The organism is Mucilaginibacter sp. A5337 (genome assembly GCF_059690695.1).
The window spans coordinates 113,427-132,657 of sequence record NZ_JCAWEC010000002.1; the positions used below are offsets into that span (position 1 = coordinate 113,427).

A 19,231-nucleotide genomic window follows, 5' to 3' on the forward strand; every position below is an offset into this window, starting at 1 on the left:
AAAAAGATTATGAAACTTTATAACAAGTATATATTCATACTAATGACGGTGGCAGCCATGCTGGTGTCCTGCAAGAAAAGTTCCCTTGACCTTAATCCGCCGGATAAACTTTCTACTCAAAACTTCTGGAAGTCAGAAAGTGATGCCGACCTGGCATTAACAGGTTGTTACAATTTCTTATATGCGCAGGGAGGGAGTTACTCTACGTCTCAGTATGAGGTAGTTGCATGGGATAATTTCAGCGACAATTCTTACAGCCAATATAACTATGGTGGCGGTACCAGCGCACTATCTTCTGGTTTGTCTCCCGGTGTTTTTGATACTTATAACCTTTACCAGTCGTCCTATTACGTCAATAACTATACTGCTATAGCATCTATTAACTATTTCCTGGCGAATGTTGATAAAGTGCTTACCGGCGATAAGCTTAAGCAATACAAAGCTGAAGCCTATTTTCTGCGGGCCTTTAATTATTACTGGCTTGCTATATTATACGGAAATGTGATCATCACTACTGCCGACCCTTTTACGCTGGATTATAAAAAACACATGGCCAAATCTACCAGGGCTGATGTTTTGAAACAGGTAGAGGCTGATCTTGATCTGGCGATTGCCGGTTTACCGGACGTTGCCTATGGTAACGGGCATGCTGTTAAAGCTACAGCCCAGGGTTATAAAGTGAGGGCATTGTTATTTGAGAAGAAATATGCCGATGCGGCCGCTTTGGCCAGCACCATTATTACAGGCGGAAAATTTTCGTTGAACCCTTCTTATCCTTCAAATTTTTATAAGCCTGCTCAAAACAGCAGTCCGGAAATCATGTTCTCGGTTAAATACCAGTTGCCAAATCTGTCGCACCAGGATAATGGTATAAGCGTTCCCCTGCAACGATGGAAGGGAGAACTGGCAACCCAGGATTTGGTTAACGAATATGAAGCTGCCGACGGTAAGGACACAACCTCATCTGCTGTTTATGTAAAGGGAAAACCATTTGAAAACCGGGATCCCCGGATGCGGATGACCCTGTTTTTTCCTGGCGATACCAAAGCGCAGGGATGGCCGTTTACAGGATCATATTCCGTGGCTCAGCCTGGAAAAGATTCATGGATAGTAGGTTACTATGCCGTAAAAAAATGGCTTGATCCAACGCTTGTAGACCCTGATTACGGAGTAAAAGGCGATAATGACTTTGTTTTATTGCGTTATGCAGATGTATTACTGATGTACGCTGAAGCGCAAAACGAGGCTGTAGGCCCAGATGCGAGCGCTTACAATGCAATTAACCTGGTTAGGAGAAGGGTTAATATGCCCGACCTGGCTGCCGGCCTATCTCAGGCTCAGTTCAGAGAAAAGGTGCGTCATGAACGGAGGGTTGAATTTGCTTTGGAAGGGATCCGTTATTTTGATTTGAGGAGATGGGGGATTGCTACACAGAAGCTGAACGGCTTTGTTCAAAATCCATTATTCCCGACTGTGAAAACCAAGTATGCCGATAACTATGATTTCTGGCCGATTCCACAGCCCGAAATTGACAGGAATTCGCCTGAACTGGTGCAGAATCCCGGTTATTAATACTTGTTATTATTAATCTGAACAGCGAGGCCGTATCAATCAGTTTATGATACGGCCTCGCTGTTTACCTGCAGTTTTTTAAGTTCGGGCTTTTATGACCGAATAATCAACTCTGGTTTCTATCTGTTCGTGTCAAATCCTGTATAAACTGGCTTGGTGTTTTGCCGTATTCTTTTTTGAAAGCCTTTGTAAAGTACGATTGCGTTTGGATACCTACCCGATAAATTACCTCGGTTAACAGTACATCCTCATGGGTCATGATCTCGATGGCCTTTTTTAGCCTGATGCTCCTGATAAATTCGTTCGGCGCCTGGCCCGAAATTTCCTTGATTTTATGGTAAAGCTTGGTACGGCTCATGCCTATGGTATTGCAAAGCTGGTCTACATCAAGATCCGGGTTGCTTAACTCCTTATCAATAATCAACAGGAGCTTATCCATAAATTCTTTGTCTTTTGATGAATGCACCAGCTCCCGCACCTCAATGTGATGGTTCTTAAGATAGCGATCTTTCAGCTTTTGCCGTTGCTCAAAAATATTGCGGATGGATAGGGTAAGCAAATTAATGCTGATGGGTTTGGGCAGATACAGGTCGGCTCCCGAGCCAATACCCTCAATTTCGGCCTGTAAGTTAGTTTTAGCGGTAAGCATGATGAAGGGAATATGACTGGTATCCAGATCCTCTTTTATGGCATGACAAAAGTCGATACCGTTCATGCCCGGCATCATCACATCGCTGATGATCAGGTCGGGTAGTTGTTCTTTGGCTTTGCTTAGGCCGTCGTGCCCGTCAATAGCTTCGTTTATTATGTAATTTCCCTCAAGCGAGTTTTTGATAAACGCCCTGATCTCGTCATTATCCTCTACAATCAGGATCTGGTATTTACGACCGTTGTTAGCCGCCGATTGTGTTTTTACCGGATAAAGCGGTCCGGCAGGGGCGAGGAGCTCCATCTGGATGCTTTCCAATCTGGTGCCGCCCGGTTCTGTGACCTCACTCCATTTTTCCTTCTGGCCGTAGTCAATTTCTGAAACAGGGAGACCGATGATGATATCAGTACCGGCATATCGCTGGCTGTATACATAAATGTCGCCTTTATGCAATACGGTAAGGCTTTTCACAAAGGCCAAACCTATGCCCGAGCCAAGGTGAGTTTCAGTAATGCGGTAATAACGTTCAAACAAATGCTGTATGGAATCTTTAGAAATGCCGATGCCGTTATCCGAGATCCTGATGTAAGCATACCTGCCCGCCCTGAAATTATTTTTTAATACCAGCTCATTTTCAAAACCGGATTTGAAATCTGCTAAATTGTGTAGCACCTCAACCGTTACCATCCCTTTAGCAGGAGTATATTTCAGCGAATTGTTGATAAGGTTGAGCACAATTTTTTCAAGTACCTGCCTGTCAAACCATGTATTATCGAAGGGATTGTTTAATACTACATTTAAACTGATGTCTTTTTGAATGGCCGCTTCTTTAAACTCGGCAGCTAATTCATTGATGAAAGTATTGAGATTACCTGGTGTAACCTTCAGGCTAAGTGCGCCTGATTCTACTTTCCGGAAATCCATCAGCTCGTTAATGAGCAGGAGCAGGCGGTTGGCATTCCTGTACATCACTTCGTAATACTGGCTGGTGGCCGATTTGCCTTTTTCAAGCAATGTTTCCAGCGGACCTAATATCAGCGAAAGCGGTGTACGGAACTCATGCGAGATATTGGTGAAAAATTGGAGCTGCAACTGGTGCATCTCCTCGCGTTTGTTTTCTTCGATCTTGCGCAGGTCGAGGTTCTTTTTAAAACGCAGTATTTCATAAATACTGAAAAGGATAACCGCGATCATCAATGTTCTGAACCACCATGTAGCCCAAAATGGCGGGGTGATGATAATCACTAATGAGGTACCGGTGCGATTCCATAAGCCGTCGTTGTTGGCTGCCCGTACCGTAAACGTGTAAGTTCCCGGCTCTAAATTAGTGTAGGCTGCTTTACGCTCAGCGGTGTAATACCAGTTGGGGTCGAGGCCTTCCAGCCGGTAGCTGTATTTATTGTTTTCGGCAGCGGTATAATTGAGCGCGGCAAAGTACAAGGCAATGGTTGATTGCCCGTGGCTTAAAGTAACCGATTTTGTTAAGCTGATATCGCCTGAAAGAGGCGACCCCGGCGCGTTAGGTTCAACTATTTTATTGAATAACTGCAGCCCCGTAATATAAACCGGTGGAATGTAGGGATTGGCCACGATGGCCGAAGGGTTAAAAACATTAAAGCCATCCACTCCGCCAAAATACAGGTACCCGTTTTTTGCTTTTAATGATGAGTTGGCTTCAAACTCCTGGCCCTGCAGACCGTCGGCAGCATTGTATTTGCTGAACTGCAGATTTGTTGGGTTAAACTTCATCAACCCATTTGAACCGGAGATCCAAAAATTGCCGGTGGCATCTTCTTCTATACTTTTAATAAATTCTGTACCAAGTCCGGCTTTATTGGTATAAATTTCGAACTTGTTTTTAGCAGCATTAAACAAATAGAGCCCGGTTTGACCAAGCCACAGCCTGCCTTTATGATCAATGAATATCACCCGCAGGTCGGGCAGCTTTTCAAGGTTGGTAAAATAATGACTGATTTTTTTTGTAAGAAGATTATAACAATTCAGCCCGCCATCATCGGTGCCTATCCACAGGTTTTTGTTGCGGTCTTCATTGATGGATACGATGTTGTTGCCCTGGATACGGCCTTTTTTATCAGCAGTTTCCGTGAACCTGGTAAACCGGTGTGTTGTTTGATCAAACAGGTTAAGGCCTCCGTAATAAGTAGCCACCCAAAAGTTGCCTTCGCTATCCTTAAATGATTTTTGAACATAATTTGAGCTAATGGTGCTTTTATCGGCGGGGTTGTTGGTAAAGTGAGTGAAATTACCGCTTGTTCTATCAAGGCAATTCAACCCGCCTCCCCAGGTACTTACCCATACCTTGTTTTTATCAACCAAAATATCCAGCACGGCATCCACAGCAAGGCTGTTATTATTATTCGGGTTATAGCGGTAATATTTAAAGGTGTTTCTATGCGGATCATAAACATTCAGCCCACCGCCATCTGTTCCTATCCAGATGTTATGGGCTTCATCCTCGCAAAAAGCACGCACGTCATTATAGCTCAAACTGTTGTTGTCGGATTCGTTTTGCAATAGCCTGAACTTATTGGCTTTAGGGGTATACAAATTAACCCCGCCGCGATGGGTGCCCACCCACAAGTTACTTTGATCATCTTCAAAAATAGCTGATACTGTGCGTTGCGATAAACTGCTCGAGTTTTCGGATACATTTTGATAATTGCTGAATGTTCCGCTTTGCGGGTTGAACAGGCTTAAGCCGCCGTTAATGCCGCCCGCCCAGATATTGCCCTTCCGGTCAACCAGCAGGCTTTTCACCTGGTCGTTTGCAAGACTGCCATTAACCTGCTGCTCATGCTGGTAACGTTTAATGGTCTTATCCCTAAAGTTGAGCACCATGAGGCCGCCATTTTCTATGCCCAGCCAAAGGTTCTGCAGGCTATCTTCCTGGATCCGGTTTACCGGGTTGCTGATCTCTCCTAATCCATTTATAGCATTTCTAAATGTATTATTAACCCGGTTAAAGATCTTTAACCCACTGCCGGTACCTGCCCAAAGGTTATTATGGCTATCCTCATAAAGGTAGTTGATCTGCCTGCTTTCTTCACTTTTAGCCATGCCGCTATCATAATAAAAATGGCCGAAGTTGTTATTTGCCGTATCGTATTTATTGAGGCAGCCATCGGCAGTGCCTATCCACAGGTTGCCTTTTTTATCACTATAAATACAGTTTACAATATTGTTTGAAATGCTTTGGTTGTTGGCTGTGCTGTGTTTATAACGGGTAAAAGTGTTTTTGAAAGCATTAAACCTATTTAAGCCATTACTGGTGCCTACCCATAAGTTATGACGGCTATCCTCAAACATACAACGGATGAAGTTATCGCTGATGGTATTTACATCGGTAGCACTGTTTTTAAATACGGTGATCTGGTAACCATCGTATCGGTTTAGCCCGTCGCGGGTACCAAACCATATAAACTTGCGCTTATCCTGATAAATAGCTTCAATGGTATTGTTTGATAATCCCTGCAGGCTGTTAATATGGCTGAACTTTAGTTTGGGTACCTGTGCCGATACATGTTGCGTAAAACAAAACAAGCCCATTGTCAATCCGCAGGCAAGCATCCCTATGCTGTACAGCCAACTGTTTAGCTTAAATATGTTACTACGCGACACGGGCAATTCAAACTGAAAAATCAAACGCAATTATTAGGTTTCAATTGGTATTGAACAATATTAACAATAAATGTTAAAAATACAGCTAAAAAGTGCTCTCCGGCTGTTTTTATAGCAATAAATAACAGTTTGAACCAAAAAAATGAACATCTGCACAAAGCCGATCATTATTTAAACCTGTCATTTGTACAGTAAACCAAATGCTTTTTCTTTCATGAACTGATGTGTGCGGCTGCTAAAATTTGATGCAGCAATTAAATCCGCACGCCTGATATCGCCGCCGCATGCATCTGTGCTATGTGGAAAAAGCCTGTTTTAAACCAATTAAAAAATCAAATATGCAAAACTCTACTTTTCAATTTTGGAGAAGATTATGCCCGCTGGTGTTTACGCTGGCTATGCTGTCTGTCTCCGGTGTTTATGCTCAGCAAACAGTAACCGGTACAGTTACCTCAAAAGAAGATGGTACAACGGTACCCGGTATCTCTGTTAGTATCAAAGGAACATCGCAGGGAACGGCTACCGATGCTGCCGGGAAATTCAGCATTAAAGCAGCCAGCGGTACAGTATTATTGTTCCGCGGTTTGGGTTATGACGCCAAGGAAGTAACCGTAAGCGGCAGTACTTTAAACGTGACCTTAGATACCAAACAGAACGGTCTTAACGAGGTGGTGGTTATCGGCTACGGTACTACTACCCGCCAAAATATTACTACTGCGGTAACCAAGGTCGATCCTAAAAAGATCCCGCAGGCGGCCAATAACTCTATCCCTCAATTGCTGTTTGGCCGGGCTTCGGGTTTGCAGGTATCACAGGGGAGTTCACAGCCGGGCGGTAATATCAACCTGTCTATCCGCGGCCGCGGTAACCCGCTGTATGTGGTTGATGGGGTGATATTTCCGGGCGATGGACTTGAGCCTGGTAACGGTACCATTGCAGGTGAAACCAATGGTGTAAGCCGTGGCGGCCTTGCCGGTTTAAACCCCGATGATGTGGAATCTATCGAGGTGTTGAAAGATGCCAGTGCCGCCATCTACGGTGTAAATGCAGCCAACGGTGTAATCCTCATCACTACCAAAAAAGGTAAAACTGGCAGATTGAACATTACCTACAGCGGCAGCTATTCTTTCGAAAAAAATTATCCTTATCTGCAACCGCTAAAAGCTAACCAATACGAAACATTATACAATCAGCTTATTACTGATCAATACCTGGCCGGCAAACAACAGCAGCCTTACGGTCCCAACCCGCAATCCGGCTTGCCAACACCAAAATACAGCGCTGCCGATATTGCAGCAGCAGGTAATGGCACCGACTGGCTGGGCCAGATCTTCCGCACGGGTGCTATCAATAACCATCAGGTAAATATCAACGGCGGCGGTGAAAAAGCTACCTACTATTTTTCGGGTGGATATTATAATGAAGACGGTACGTTAAAAGGAGCGGGCCTCAATAAATACACCGGCCGCGCTAACCTGTCATTTACCCCGGCTAAATTTTTAACCCTGAATGCAAACTTCACCGGTAATACCAATAGCTATTTAAACTCGTCATCAGGCGGGCAAACAGGTGGCTCTGGAACCCAGGGATTCGGTATTATACAGGCCGCTTTGGGCTATCCTGCAAACGTATCGGTACGTGATGCAAGCGGTAATTACACCCGTTACGGGGTTATTGCCAACCCTGTATCATTATTGGATGTGCAGGACAATACCAGCTATCATTCATTAAACGCCAATTTATCTGCTGATTTGAAAGTAATCCCGGGCGTATTGGCCGGGCACCTGTTGTTTGGCGATAATTATGAGGCGGCCAACCGCACCTTTTTTGTGCCGAGCACGGTTTTCTACTTTTCGCAAAACCTGTCGCGGGCATCTATGAACTATAACAACCGCGAAAACCAGACTTTGGAGGCTACTGTAACCTTTAAAAAAGATATCGCTAAATTTTTAAATATCGATGCCGTTGCGGGTGCAGGTCAATATAAAAACACCTATAATGCCTTTGGTAGCCAGGGCGCCGGCGGTGCCGATGTAATTGGCGCGACCAACCTATCTGCTGAAACTGCCAATATCGGTATCACTTCGGTAAAAACGGCCAGCAAAACGCGTTCATACTTTGCGCGGAGCTCGTTCAGCTTTTTAGATAAATACCTGTTGACACTGTCATACCGTTATGATGGTTACAGCTTATTTTTCCCTAATACAAAATACGCTTCGTTCCCTTCGGCTTCCATTGGCTGGAAGATCACCAACGAAGATTTTATGAAAAACGTAAACTTTGTGAGCCTGCTTAAACTTCGCGCCAGCGCAGGTACAACCGGTAGTACCATTGGCTCGGCAGGTTATGGCGGTTACGCTCCTGATGGCAATACTATTTTCTTTACCAATGGCGCCGTTAACTATGCTACAATAGCCCGTTATGCCATTGATCACCCTGAATTAACCTGGCAAAAAACAGAGAACAAGAATATTGGTTTAGATTTCGGTTTATTTAAAGACCGTGTAACCGGTTCGGTAGATGTGTTCAGAGATGATATCACCAACCTGCTTCGCACAACCGGGCCAACCGCTCCGCTTTCCTACCTGTCAACTCAGCCAGTTAACGGTGGTCATCAATACAGGCAGGGTTATGATATCTCGTTAAGCACGCAAAATTTGAAATTACATGATTTCACCTGGAACTCGGCCATTAACGTATCTCACTATACCTACAGGTGGAAAAGCCGCTTTGTGTATGATAACCTGCTTGCCTATCAGGGCGTAACTTACCAGGCTGTTAACGATCCTGTAAATGAGATCTACTATTTTAAAACAAAAGGCCTTTTACAGCCGGGCCAAACCGTACCGGCTTCGCAGCCAACCGCTGGCGGCGCTAACCTGCCCGGCTCGCCAATTTATGTTGATGCCGATGGCGACGGCAAATTAACCGGTGCCGATATTGCCAAATTAAATCCAGACCCTAAGATCAGCATTGGTTTTGGTAACGATTTCCACTACAAACAATTCGATTTGAGCATTTTCTTTTACGGTCAGTTTGGCGGTAAGGGAATAAACTATAATAATGCATGGGGCGATCCTAACAGTATAGTATCAAGTACCCAAAGTGGCACCATACAGGCATTGAACGCCTGGACATCAGTAAACCAAAGCGGTACAAGGCCGGGTGTAAACTACATAGAAAGCGCTACCGGCCTGCCACAGGGCTCGGACATAAACCTGGTGAGCACCAATTTTGTACGCTGCCGTAACCTTACACTGGGGTATACTTTTAACTCACCATGGCTAAATAAGTTCACCAAATCGGTACGTGTATTTGCCGATGCACAAAACCTGTTCATCATTACCAAATACAGAGGTGTTGACCCAGAGGTAAGCTACGCCAATGTTAAAGGCGGCTATGCCCCATACCCAATGTTCAGGACATTTTCATTTGGCTTAAGGGCCGGTTTTTAATCTTAAAACAGCAATCAACATGAAAAAAATTATAACCATATGCTTAATGGCTGCTGCTGTAACGGTAAGCAGTTGTAAAAAAGGGTTGGAGCCGCAAATTTACGGTTCGTTATCAACCACCAATTTCCCTAAAACCGAGGCCGATTTTGTGAATTACGTTACCGAGGTTTATAAACCTTTCCAGTCAAAATGGGGATACAATGATCCGGCCGGTTATCAAAACGATTGGTTTAGCCCGGAGTACGGCGATATCATGATGTTTGATTATCCTACCGATCAGCTAAATATCTGGACAGGATGGGGCGGTATTTTTACCCAGTTCAGCACCGCAAGTTTTACATTTTTAGCAAACCAGGGCACGGGCAATAACCATTTTGAAAAGATCAGGTTTGTGACCCGCATTACCCAGATCATTGACGATATCAACAAATCAACCATCAGCGATGCCGCTAAAAAGGAGCTGACTGCCGAAGCACGCATGTCGCGCGGATGGAATATGTATTACCTGCTGCAATTGTATGGCCCGGTGCCGGTAATATTGGATGCATCAAAGATCAACACTGCTGCTGAAACTGACCTGACCCGCCCAACCCGCGAAGCATTTTTAGCGTCGATAGTTGGCGACCTGACCTACGCAGCCGAAAATTTACCAAAATCACCATCAGATTACGGCCGCTTTAATCAGGCTATCGCACTTACGGTATTGATGCGTACTTATATGAACGAAAAGGATTTTGTTAATGCCGAAAAAATAGGCAGACAGATCATGACCATGGGCTATTCATTGGTAACCGATTATGCCAGCCTGTTCATGGAAGCAACTGAAAGGAATAACGAAACCATGTGGGCCATATCATGCGTACCTGATCAGGATGGTAACGAAAACCACGCCAGTTTTAACCCCTGGGTGTTTTATACTTATCCCAAAGATTATCCGGGCAACCGTGTAAAAGATTCATTTGCCGGTGGCGATGCGCCTGTTTCAACAACCTGGGCTTTTTATCATTCATTTGACGCGGCCGATAAACGCAGAGATCTGCTTGTTGCCAGTTATACCAACAAAAGCGGGGTAGTACGTAATGAGGCTAACGGTTTATCAGGTCCGGTTATAGCCAAATACCCTGACCTTGGTGGCGCATCATTAAATGCTTACCAGGGTAATGACATTCCTAAAGCCCGCCTTGGCGATGTAATGTTACAGCTTGCCGAAGCTATCAACCAAAACAGCGGCCCCACTGCCGAGGCTGTTGGATTAGTTAACCAGGTACGTTTGGCTCATGGTGGTGCGGCTATAGGCAACGTGCCTTCATCGGCCACAGCAACCAAACAGGCTTTTGATACCTGGCTGCTAAAAGAAGAAGGCTGGGAAACTTATTTTGAAGGCGAGCGCAAGATGGACCTGGTAAGGCATGGTCAGTGGCAAAGCGCTTTAACCTCGGTAGGCAAAGCCGCAGGGCCATACCTGTTCCCGGTGCCTACTTATGAAATTACCGCCAGCAAAGGCAAATTAACCCAAACACCCGGTTATTAATTGATTGCTATGGATATCAGGAATATTGTATTGCCCGGGATGATGCTATTAATGGTAGCGGCAGGATGTAAAAAAGATGGCGGCTCAACCGTCACAAAAAAGCCTGATACGGGCGATACTACTAAAACCACCACATCGGCCCTTGTTAAAGGGGCCGATGTGAGCTGGCTTACCCAAATGGAAGCGTCGGGCTATAAATTCTATAACAGCGATGGCACCCAGCAGGACCTGATCCAGATCTTGAAAGATAAGGGCATGAACGCTATCAGGCTCCGCGCCTGGGTTAACCCAACAGATGGCTGGTGTAATACCGACGACGTGGTTGCCAAAGCCCTGCGCGCGCAAAAGCTGGGCATGAAGATCATGATCGATTTTCATTACAGTGATAGCTGGGCCGACCCGGGTAAACAGCCAAAGCCTACTACATGGCAAAGTCTCAGTTTTACCGATCTGAAAGCTACGCTAAGCACCTATACCATAAGCGTAATGAATGCCCTGAAAGCAAATGGTATTACGCCCGACTGGGCGCAGGTTGGCAATGAAACCAACGACGGCATGCTTTGGGAAGATGGCCGCGCTTCAAAAAACATGGCCAATTTTGCGGCGCTGGTTGCCACTGGTTATGATGCCGTAAAATCAGTAAGCAGCACTACAAAAGTTATTGTTCACCTGGCGAATGGTTATGATAACAACCTGTTCCGCTGGATGTTTGATGGCCTGAAAGCCAATGGTGGCAAATGGGATATTATAGGCATGTCCTTATATCCGTCAACAACTAACTGGCAAACTTATAATGCACAATGCCTGACTAACATGAATGATATGTTTACCAGGTATGGTTCCCCGGTAATGATAGTTGAAGTGGGAATGCCCGCCGCCGAAGCAACAACCTGCAAAGCCTTTTTAACAGACTTATTAAGCAAGGTTGGCACGGTGAACGGCGGACAGGGTTTAGGAGTTTTTTATTGGGAACCGGAGGCCTATAACTGGCAAAGTTATGGTCTCGGGGCGTTTGACACATCGGGCAAGCCTACAGTGGCGCTTGATGCATTTAAATAGTTCATGCCATTCAGCACGAAACCAATTTTTTACAAATACCAATAAATCAATTAAATTATGAGAAAAATCATCACGCTGTCGTCAGCTGTTATGCTTTGCCTAAGCATGAGCTGCACCAAAGAAGTTGCCAACAAGCAAGCCGCTGCGCAAAGCACCGCTACAGGTAAGTTGAAAACCGCAGCTACTTCCTCATTTGCCTACGGCTCAGATGTGAGCTGGGTAACGCAAATGGAAGCATCGGGCAAAAAGTTTTACAACAGCAGCGGCACCCAGCAAGACTTGTTTACTGTTTTAGGCGGTAAGGGTATTAACGCCATCCGTTTAAGGGTATGGGTAAATCCTTCATCAACCTACAATTCAACTGCTGATGTGGTAGCGAAGGCCAAAAGGGCTGCGGCCGCGGGTATGAGCATCCTTATCGACTTTCATTACAGTGATACCTGGGCCGATCCGGGTAACCAAACCAAGCCTGTTGCATGGGCCAGTCTTGATTTTACCTCTTTAATGACCACCATGTACAATTACACCTATAATACCTTAAACACCCTTAAATCAAACGGGATAACCCCAACATGGGTACAGGTAGGCAACGAAACCAGCGATGGTATGTTATGGCAGGATGGCCGCGCTTCGGTATCGGCAACAAACTTTAAAAACTTTGCATGGTTGGTGAATTGCGGCTATAATGCCACCAAAGCTATTTTCCCATCAGCAAAAGTTATTGTGCACGTAGCAAATGGCTTTAATAATACTACCACCCGCTGGATCTTCGACGGTCTTAAGGCCAACGGCGCAAGCTGGGACGTATGCGGGTTTTCGGTATATCCGTCAACCAGTAACTGGTCTACCATAAACAGCCAGGTTTTGGCTAACATGCAGGATATGGTATCTCGTTACAGCAAGGAAGTAATGATATGCGAGGCTGGGATGGATGTGTCTGCGCCAACAACCAGTAAAGCATTTTTAACCGATTTGATAGCTAAAACCAAATCGGTATCGGGAGGCTTGGGTGTATTTTACTGGGAACCGGAGTCATATGGCAGCTGGCAAGGCTACACCATGGCCGCGTTCGATAGCAGCGGTAAACCAACCGTTGCCATGGATGCGTTTGTGCATTAAAATTTAATTGGTTGGGTGTATAGACTAAAAAAGCACGGGATTGTGCGATTCCCTCCCCTGGGAGGGTGTAGGGAGGGGTTTCATCGCCAGGCTTATTCTTTAGGGCAAGCGTATAAACCCCTCCCTGCCACCGCACATTCCAAACGCCCCTCCCGAGGGAGGGAATTAAAAAGCTCAATACACCCAACCAATTTTACTACGTAATTTTGATTATTAACACAATTTATATGAAAACGAAGATCAGTACACGCAAACTGGTATTAATAGCAATTGGCCTGGTAAGTATCGGGGCATTATCGGCTTATAAATATTCGCCGGCCAAAAATGTTCCGGTTAAGTTTAAGCAGATTATGGGTGCCGATATTTCCTTTATCCCCCAACTGGAGGCTGAAGGACGCAAGTTTAATGATAACGGCGTAAGCAAAGATCCTTTTACCATTTTGAAAGATCATGGCTTTAACTATGTAAGGCTCCGCATCTTCAACAATCCCAAGGCCGATAGCGGTTACTCGGCAAAAGGCTATTGTGGTTTGGAGGATACCAAAAAGATGGCTTTGCGTATTAAAGAAGCCGGCATGGGCTTTTTACTTGATTTTCATTACAGCGATACCTGGGCCGATCCGGGTAAGCAATATAAACCTGCTGCCTGGAAAAAGCTTAACAACCAGCAATTGCAAGATTCTATAAAAGCATTTACGCGGCTTACCCTGCTGACCCTTAAAAAGCAGGGCACCCTGCCCGATATGGTGCAGGTAGGCAACGAAATTAACCACGGCATTTTATGGCCCGATGGTCGATTGAAAAACCTGGATACCCTGGCCGGTTTTTTAAAAGCAGGTATCAGCGGTGTGAGAGGGGTGAGCGGCAACATCAGGATAATGCTGCACATAGCCTGCGGCGGGCAAAATGCCGAGTCCATTTACTTTGTTGATAACATGCTTAAACGCGGGGTGAAATTCGACATTATTGGCGAATCATATTATCCCGAATGGCATGGAACGCCCGATAGCTTAAAAAATAATTTGACCAGCCTAACGGCCCGCTATAAGCAGGATGTGATGGTTGCCGAATATTCACAACACAAACGCGAGGTAAATGATATAGCCTTTTCATTACCCGGTAATAAAGTTAAAGGCGCTTTTATTTGGGAGCCCTTTAGCTGGGGCGAAACCTTTGTTGATAAACAGGGAAACACCAATGCGCATATGGCTACCTATGATAGCATCAAAAATCAATACCACATTAGCCAGTAAGTTCCACTAAATGAAGAAAATTATTCTGTTGGCCCTTGCCGCTGCCAGCACGGTTACAGCCGTGCAAGCGCAAAGCAAAGGCGATAAAAAAATAACTGTTACCCTTTTCAATAACAACTGGCAGTTTGTAAAAAACGCAGACACCAGTATCAATGATCCACTTTTTAGCCACGCAGGGGCTTCGTCATGGCAACAGGTGAGTCTGCCGCATACTGCCAGTATTGAGCCGGTTATTAAAACCGCCCAGCAATGGCAGGGTATCTGTTTTTATCGTAAGTTTTTTACGCTGGATAAAAAAGACGCTGGCAAATACATCGCCATCCGTATAGATGCGGCTATGAACCTGGCCGATGTTTATTTGAATGGGAAACACCTGCAAACACACATAGGCGGTTACCTGCCCGTTTATATCGATATCAGTAATAAGGCTCTATACGGTAAAGAAAACTGCCTTGTCATCAGGCTCAATAATCAGGACAACCCGGTGATTCCGCCGGGCAAGCCTATTAAAGACCTGGATTTTAACTTTTACAGCGGCATTTACCGCAATGCCTGGCTCATCAAAAAAAATAAGGTTTATATAACCGATGCTGTTAACGCCGGGCAGGTGAACGGCGGCGGGGTATCGCTGCACTATGACAACATCTCATCAAAAAGTGCGCGCTTAAACATTAAGGTACAGGTACAAAATGATCATGCCACAAAGCAGTCTGTTAAATTGAAAGCAACGGTTTATGATGCTTCGGGTAAATCTGTTGGCTTGATTAACATTCCTGCAATTGCTATCAAACCGAACAGCAGCAATACTTTTGAAAAAAGCATAACTATAACAAAACCAGCACTGTGGTCGCCGGCACATCCGTACTTGTATAAAGTTGTAGTAGGGGTTGAAGGCAATGGTGTATTGCTTGATTCGGTGTCGATAAAAACAGGTATCAGGCAGATCAGTTTTAAGGCCGATGGTTTTTACCTTAATGGCAGTAAATACGTATTGCGCGGTACCAACCGCCACCAGGAATATCCTTATATAGGCTATGCCCTGAGCGATAATGCCCAATACCGCGATGCTTATAAAATTAAACAGGCCGGTTTTGATTTTGTGCGATGCTCGCATTATCCACCGTCGCCTGCGTTTTTAAATGCCTGCGATGAACTGGGGATTTTTGTAATGGATTCAACCCCCGGCTGGCAGTTTTTTGGCGATGAAACTTTTCAGAAAAACAGTTTGCAGGCTATTACGGATATGCTGCACCGTGACAGGAACCATCCATCTATTATTTTGTGGGAAGCTTCGCTTAACGAAACTGACATGAAGCGCGATTATATGGAAAAGGCGCACGCCATTGTTCACCAGGAACTGCCTTATGCCGATACCTACACCTGCGGCTGGATGAACGCGGTATATGATGTGTTTATCCCGGCACGCCAGCACGCCAAAGCCCCTGATTACTGGAAAAAGTTTAACCAGAAACCTATCCTGATTGCCGAATATGGCGACTGGGAATACTATGCCCAAAACGCAGGTTTTAACCAAACCCAGTATAAAGACCTTACTGATCAGGAAAAAACATCACGCCAGTTGCGTGGCGATGGCGAAAAACGGATGTTGCAGCAGGCTTTAAACTTCCAGGAATCGCATAACGATAACCTTAACGGAAAAATTACGGGTGATGCCAACTGGCTTATGTTTGATTATAAGCGCGGCTATGCACCGGATATTGAATCGTCAGGTATCATGGATATTTTCAGACTACCCAAATTTGCCTATTACTTTTACCAAAGCCAGGGGGACGCTTCCGAAATTAAACCGGTGTTATTCATTGCCAATTACTGGAATAATCGGGCTACCAAAATTGTAACGATCTACAGTAATTGCGATGAAGTAGAATTGTTCCTGAATGGTAGGTCGATAGCAAAGCAAAAGCCGGATACAGGTACAATGAGCAATAACCTTAAACATGCACCATTTACGTTTAATACAGCTTATACCCCCGGTACATTAACCGCAAAGGGATACATCAAAGGGCAGGTGGTAACTACCAGCGAACGCAAAACACCGGGAAAGCCATCACTGGTTAAACTAAGGGTTGATTACAGCGGAAAACCGCTTGCTGCAGGCAAAAACGATGTAGTGTTTGTTTATGCTTCAGTAACTGATGAAAATGGAACCGTTATCCCGGACGCAACCAACCTGATCAAACTAAACCTAAAGGGAGCAGGGGAGGTGATTGGAGCGGAAGAAGTAAAAGCCGAAGCCGGGGTTGCGGCATTTTTGATTAAGGCTGGTTCAAAGTCCGGCAAAATTCAGCTTTCGGCTTCAGCAGATGGTTTAAAGACAGCATTTTTAGTTGCCCAATAAAATTGGGGGGCTCAAAAACTCGCACGATTAAGCGGTTAGCTTTAATTGAGTGCCCACGCTTCCGTAATATGTTATAAACGTAAGCGTGGACACTTATTTTGGTTGTAATTTATTTAAGCGAAAGACGCTTAAACTTGTTCGATAACAATCTAAATTTATTCGCCTTTTAAACTTTGCACCGGGTTTGTCAATGCTGCTTTGATGGCCTGATAGCTTACCGTTAAAACGGATATTAGCAAGGTAAGCCCGGCGGCCATGACAAATACCCATACATTGATGCTGATCCTGTAGCTGTACCCTTTTAACCATTGGTACATCAAATACCAGGCAATTGGAGCGGCGATGCAAAATGAAATCAGAACAAGCTTCAAAAAATCCCGTGAGAGGAGCGTGGTTACGTTGGCTACTGATGCGCCAAGCACTTTTCTGATGCCAATTTCTTTAATCCGATTCTGCGCCATATAAGCAGCCAGTCCAAATAATCCGAGGCAGGATATAACGATTGTTAAACCGGCAAAAAGGCTGGCCAGTGTCCCTATTCTTTGTTCATCGCCAAATTTCTTGGCATACTCCTGGTCAACAAAACTATACTCAAACGGATAATCGGGATTATACTTCTTGAATATGGCCTCAGCACGACGCAGGTTCTCTTTTGTTGAATTCGCATTATTTAGCTTATAGTGGATAATATTGAACCACGAACTGGGCCCTTCAATCAGCATGTGCTGTACCGGTTCATAAGGCGAGCTAATTATAAAGTCCTTTACTACGCCAACAATATGCCAGGTCTTGATGTCTTTTCCTTCTCCCTGGGTAATGGACTGTCCAACGGGGTCTTTCAGGTTCATGATCTTGACCGAAGCCTCATTGACAAGCATGGCGGTCGAATCTGTAGGGTAAGTTACAGGGTCGATATCCCTGCCGGCTACCAGTTTAAGCCCCATGGTTTTAATCAGGCTCCCGTCAGAGCTGTAAATAATAAAATCAACCTTGTTTTTAGGTAATGAACCTTTCCAGTTGAAACCCCAGCTATCACTGTATCGTTGGGTTATAGGCGAATTTGTTCTGGATACAGAGGTTGCAGCACCGCTGGAAAGTAATTCGTTCCTGATAGATGCGTAATGCTTTGCGATATCGCCTGATATAAAAGTGTAAACCAGGTTATCTTTCTTATAACCGGTGTCCCTGTCCTGGGCATATTGTAACTGCTGACGGATAATGATAGTGCAAATGATCAGTACTACAGCAAATGTAAATTGAATAACCACCAGTAACTTACGCGGCGTAACCAAAGCGTTAGCTGCCTTAAAAGTGCCTTTCAATACGGCTACCGGCCTAAACGAAGACAGGTATAACGCCGGATAACTTCCTGAAATAATGCCGGTGACTATGATAAAGCCCAGCGCGATAAGCCAGAAGTACGGATTACTATAGGGTACATATAACTGCTTTTGCGTAAGCTGGTTGAAACCCGACATACTGATTTGCACAATTATAATGGCAAAAATACCTGCGATAGTGGCTATCAATATGGATTCGCCTAAAAATTGCCAGATCAACGATCCCCTCAACGCGCCTACGGTTTTGCGGATCCCTACCTCCCTGGCACGTTTCTCGCTCCTGGCCGTACTTAAATTCATAAAATTGATACAGGCGATAACGAGGATCAGCACGGCGATCAGCGAAAATCCCCTTACGCGTTCAATTCTTCCGCCTACTATTTTCCCGTCCTCAAAATGCGAATACAAATGCCATTTGCTTGCAGGGTGCAAAAACTGCTGAATGTCTTTGGTATCGGAGTGGTTTTTGGTAAAATTAAGCACAGCATCGTCAGCATGGGCTTCCGTTACGCCGGGTTTTAAAAGTACAAACGTTTGAATGGAATTATTGCCCCAATATTCGTCATCCTGGCCTATCTTTTTCAGGTATGACCATGGCAACAGGTATTCAAAATCAAAGCGGGTATTATTCGGCAGGTCTTTCATTACGCCGGTAACTTTAAAATAGGAATTGCTGTCTATTTTAACTGTTTTGCCAATCGCGTTTTCCTGACCAAAAAGCTTTTTGGAAAATTTCTCCGTTATCACAATATTGTTTACTTCGTTCAAAGCGGTTTTTTTGTCACCACTGATCAATGGGAAGCTGAACATGGAAAGAAAGTCCGGATCTGTAAAATCACCTGCGGCGGTCAGGTGCTTATCGCCGATAGTAAATAAGAAACTGGCATCTGTAACCCTGGCTACTTTTTCCAGTTGAGGTAATTCTTCTTTCATTACCCTGCCCATTATTTTGGGCGTGGTTTCCCAGCTCCATAATTTTCCGTCAAATTTTGAGCGGTTATAAACAGAATAAAGACGGTCACGCTTTTCATGGAACTGATCAAAACTGAGCTCATTCTGGATCCACAATAAGATCAGCGCGGCACTTGCCATGCCGATAGTCAGTCCCAGGATATTGATCAAAGAAAATGTTTTTTGACGCAAAAGGTTACGCCAGGTGATCTTTAAGTAGTTTTTGAGCATATGATCGGGTTTTGATAATTATAAGACGCCGCTATCCGGTAATAAGTTGCAGGTTATTTTTAAAAAGCTAAAT

General features: G+C 44.7%; 9 protein-coding genes. 7 read left to right on the forward strand and 2 right to left on the reverse strand.

Annotated features, from left to right (window positions below; genetic code table 11):
- Positions 1-9 precede the first annotated feature (9 nt).
- On the forward strand, positions 10-1,572 hold the full coding sequence (locus AC59JO_RS05585; RefSeq protein ID WP_497303970.1) for a RagB/SusD family nutrient uptake outer membrane protein: 1,563 nt from the start codon (positions 10-12) through the stop codon (positions 1,570-1,572).
- Between the two features lie 106 nt (positions 1,573-1,678).
- Here AC59JO_RS05585 and AC59JO_RS05590 read toward each other — a convergent pair whose 3' ends face one another.
- Entirely contained in the window at positions 1,679-5,890 is a 4,212-nt protein-coding gene (locus AC59JO_RS05590) for a hybrid sensor histidine kinase/response regulator transcription factor (protein ID WP_497303972.1), read from the reverse strand.
- A gap of 308 nt (positions 5,891-6,198) precedes the next feature.
- Here AC59JO_RS05590 and AC59JO_RS05595 point away from each other — a divergent pair, with 308 nt between their 5' ends.
- From AC59JO_RS05595 to AC59JO_RS05620, 6 genes are all read left to right on the forward strand, one after another.
- The gene (locus tag AC59JO_RS05595) at positions 6,199-9,315 is read left to right on the forward strand and encodes a SusC/RagA family TonB-linked outer membrane protein (RefSeq protein WP_497303974.1); all 3,117 of its coding nucleotides are present in this window, start codon (positions 6,199-6,201) and stop codon (positions 9,313-9,315) included.
- Between the two features lie 19 nt (positions 9,316-9,334).
- Positions 9,335-10,846 carry a RagB/SusD family nutrient uptake outer membrane protein gene (locus tag AC59JO_RS05600; RefSeq protein WP_497303976.1) on the forward strand — a complete coding sequence of 504 codons (1,512 nt, stop codon included), beginning with the start codon at positions 9,335-9,337 and terminating at the stop codon, positions 10,844-10,846.
- 9 nt (positions 10,847-10,855) lie between these two features.
- Positions 10,856-11,905 (forward strand): glycoside hydrolase family 53 protein, encoded by a 1,050-nt coding sequence (locus tag AC59JO_RS05605; protein WP_497303978.1) that lies wholly within the window; start codon positions 10,856-10,858, stop codon positions 11,903-11,905.
- Positions 11,906-11,962: 57 nt separating this feature from the next.
- Entirely contained in the window at positions 11,963-13,024 is a 1,062-nt protein-coding gene (locus AC59JO_RS05610; RefSeq protein WP_497303980.1) for a glycoside hydrolase family 53 protein, read from the forward strand.
- A 227-nt stretch (positions 13,025-13,251) separates the two neighbouring features.
- Positions 13,252-14,277, forward strand: a complete 1,026-nt coding sequence (locus AC59JO_RS05615) for a glycoside hydrolase family 53 protein (protein ID WP_497303982.1) — start codon at positions 13,252-13,254, stop codon at positions 14,275-14,277.
- A 10-nt stretch (positions 14,278-14,287) separates the two neighbouring features.
- On the forward strand, positions 14,288-16,636 hold the full coding sequence (locus AC59JO_RS05620) for a glycoside hydrolase family 2 protein (RefSeq protein WP_497303984.1): 2,349 nt from the start codon (positions 14,288-14,290) through the stop codon (positions 16,634-16,636).
- 155 nt (positions 16,637-16,791) lie between these two features.
- On the opposite strand, the gene AC59JO_RS05625 is transcribed toward AC59JO_RS05620, so the two are convergent.
- Positions 16,792-19,158 (reverse strand): ABC transporter permease, encoded by a 2,367-nt coding sequence (locus tag AC59JO_RS05625; RefSeq protein ID WP_497303986.1) that lies wholly within the window; start codon positions 19,156-19,158, stop codon positions 16,792-16,794.
- Between the last annotated feature and the right edge of the window lie 73 nt (positions 19,159-19,231).

Excerpts from the sequence above, each read along its gene's own strand:
- AC59JO_RS05585 (WP_497303970.1), top strand. The coding sequence starts at position 10 with ATGAAACTTTATAACAAGTATATATTCATACTAATGACGGTGGCAGCC.
- AC59JO_RS05595 (WP_497303974.1), top strand. The coding sequence starts at position 6,199 with ATGCAAAACTCTACTTTTCAATTTTGGAGAAGATTATGCCCGCTGGTG.
- AC59JO_RS05600 (WP_497303976.1), top strand. The coding sequence starts at position 9,335 with ATGAAAAAAATTATAACCATATGCTTAATGGCTGCTGCTGTAACGGTA.
- AC59JO_RS05605 (WP_497303978.1), top strand. The coding sequence starts at position 10,856 with ATGGATATCAGGAATATTGTATTGCCCGGGATGATGCTATTAATGGTA.
- AC59JO_RS05610 (WP_497303980.1), top strand. The coding sequence starts at position 11,963 with ATGAGAAAAATCATCACGCTGTCGTCAGCTGTTATGCTTTGCCTAAGC.
- AC59JO_RS05615 (WP_497303982.1), top strand. The coding sequence starts at position 13,252 with ATGAAAACGAAGATCAGTACACGCAAACTGGTATTAATAGCAATTGGC.
- AC59JO_RS05620 (WP_497303984.1), top strand. The coding sequence starts at position 14,288 with ATGAAGAAAATTATTCTGTTGGCCCTTGCCGCTGCCAGCACGGTTACA.
- AC59JO_RS05625 (WP_497303986.1), bottom strand. The coding sequence starts at position 19,158 with ATGCTCAAAAACTACTTAAAGATCACCTGGCGTAACCTTTTGCGTCAA.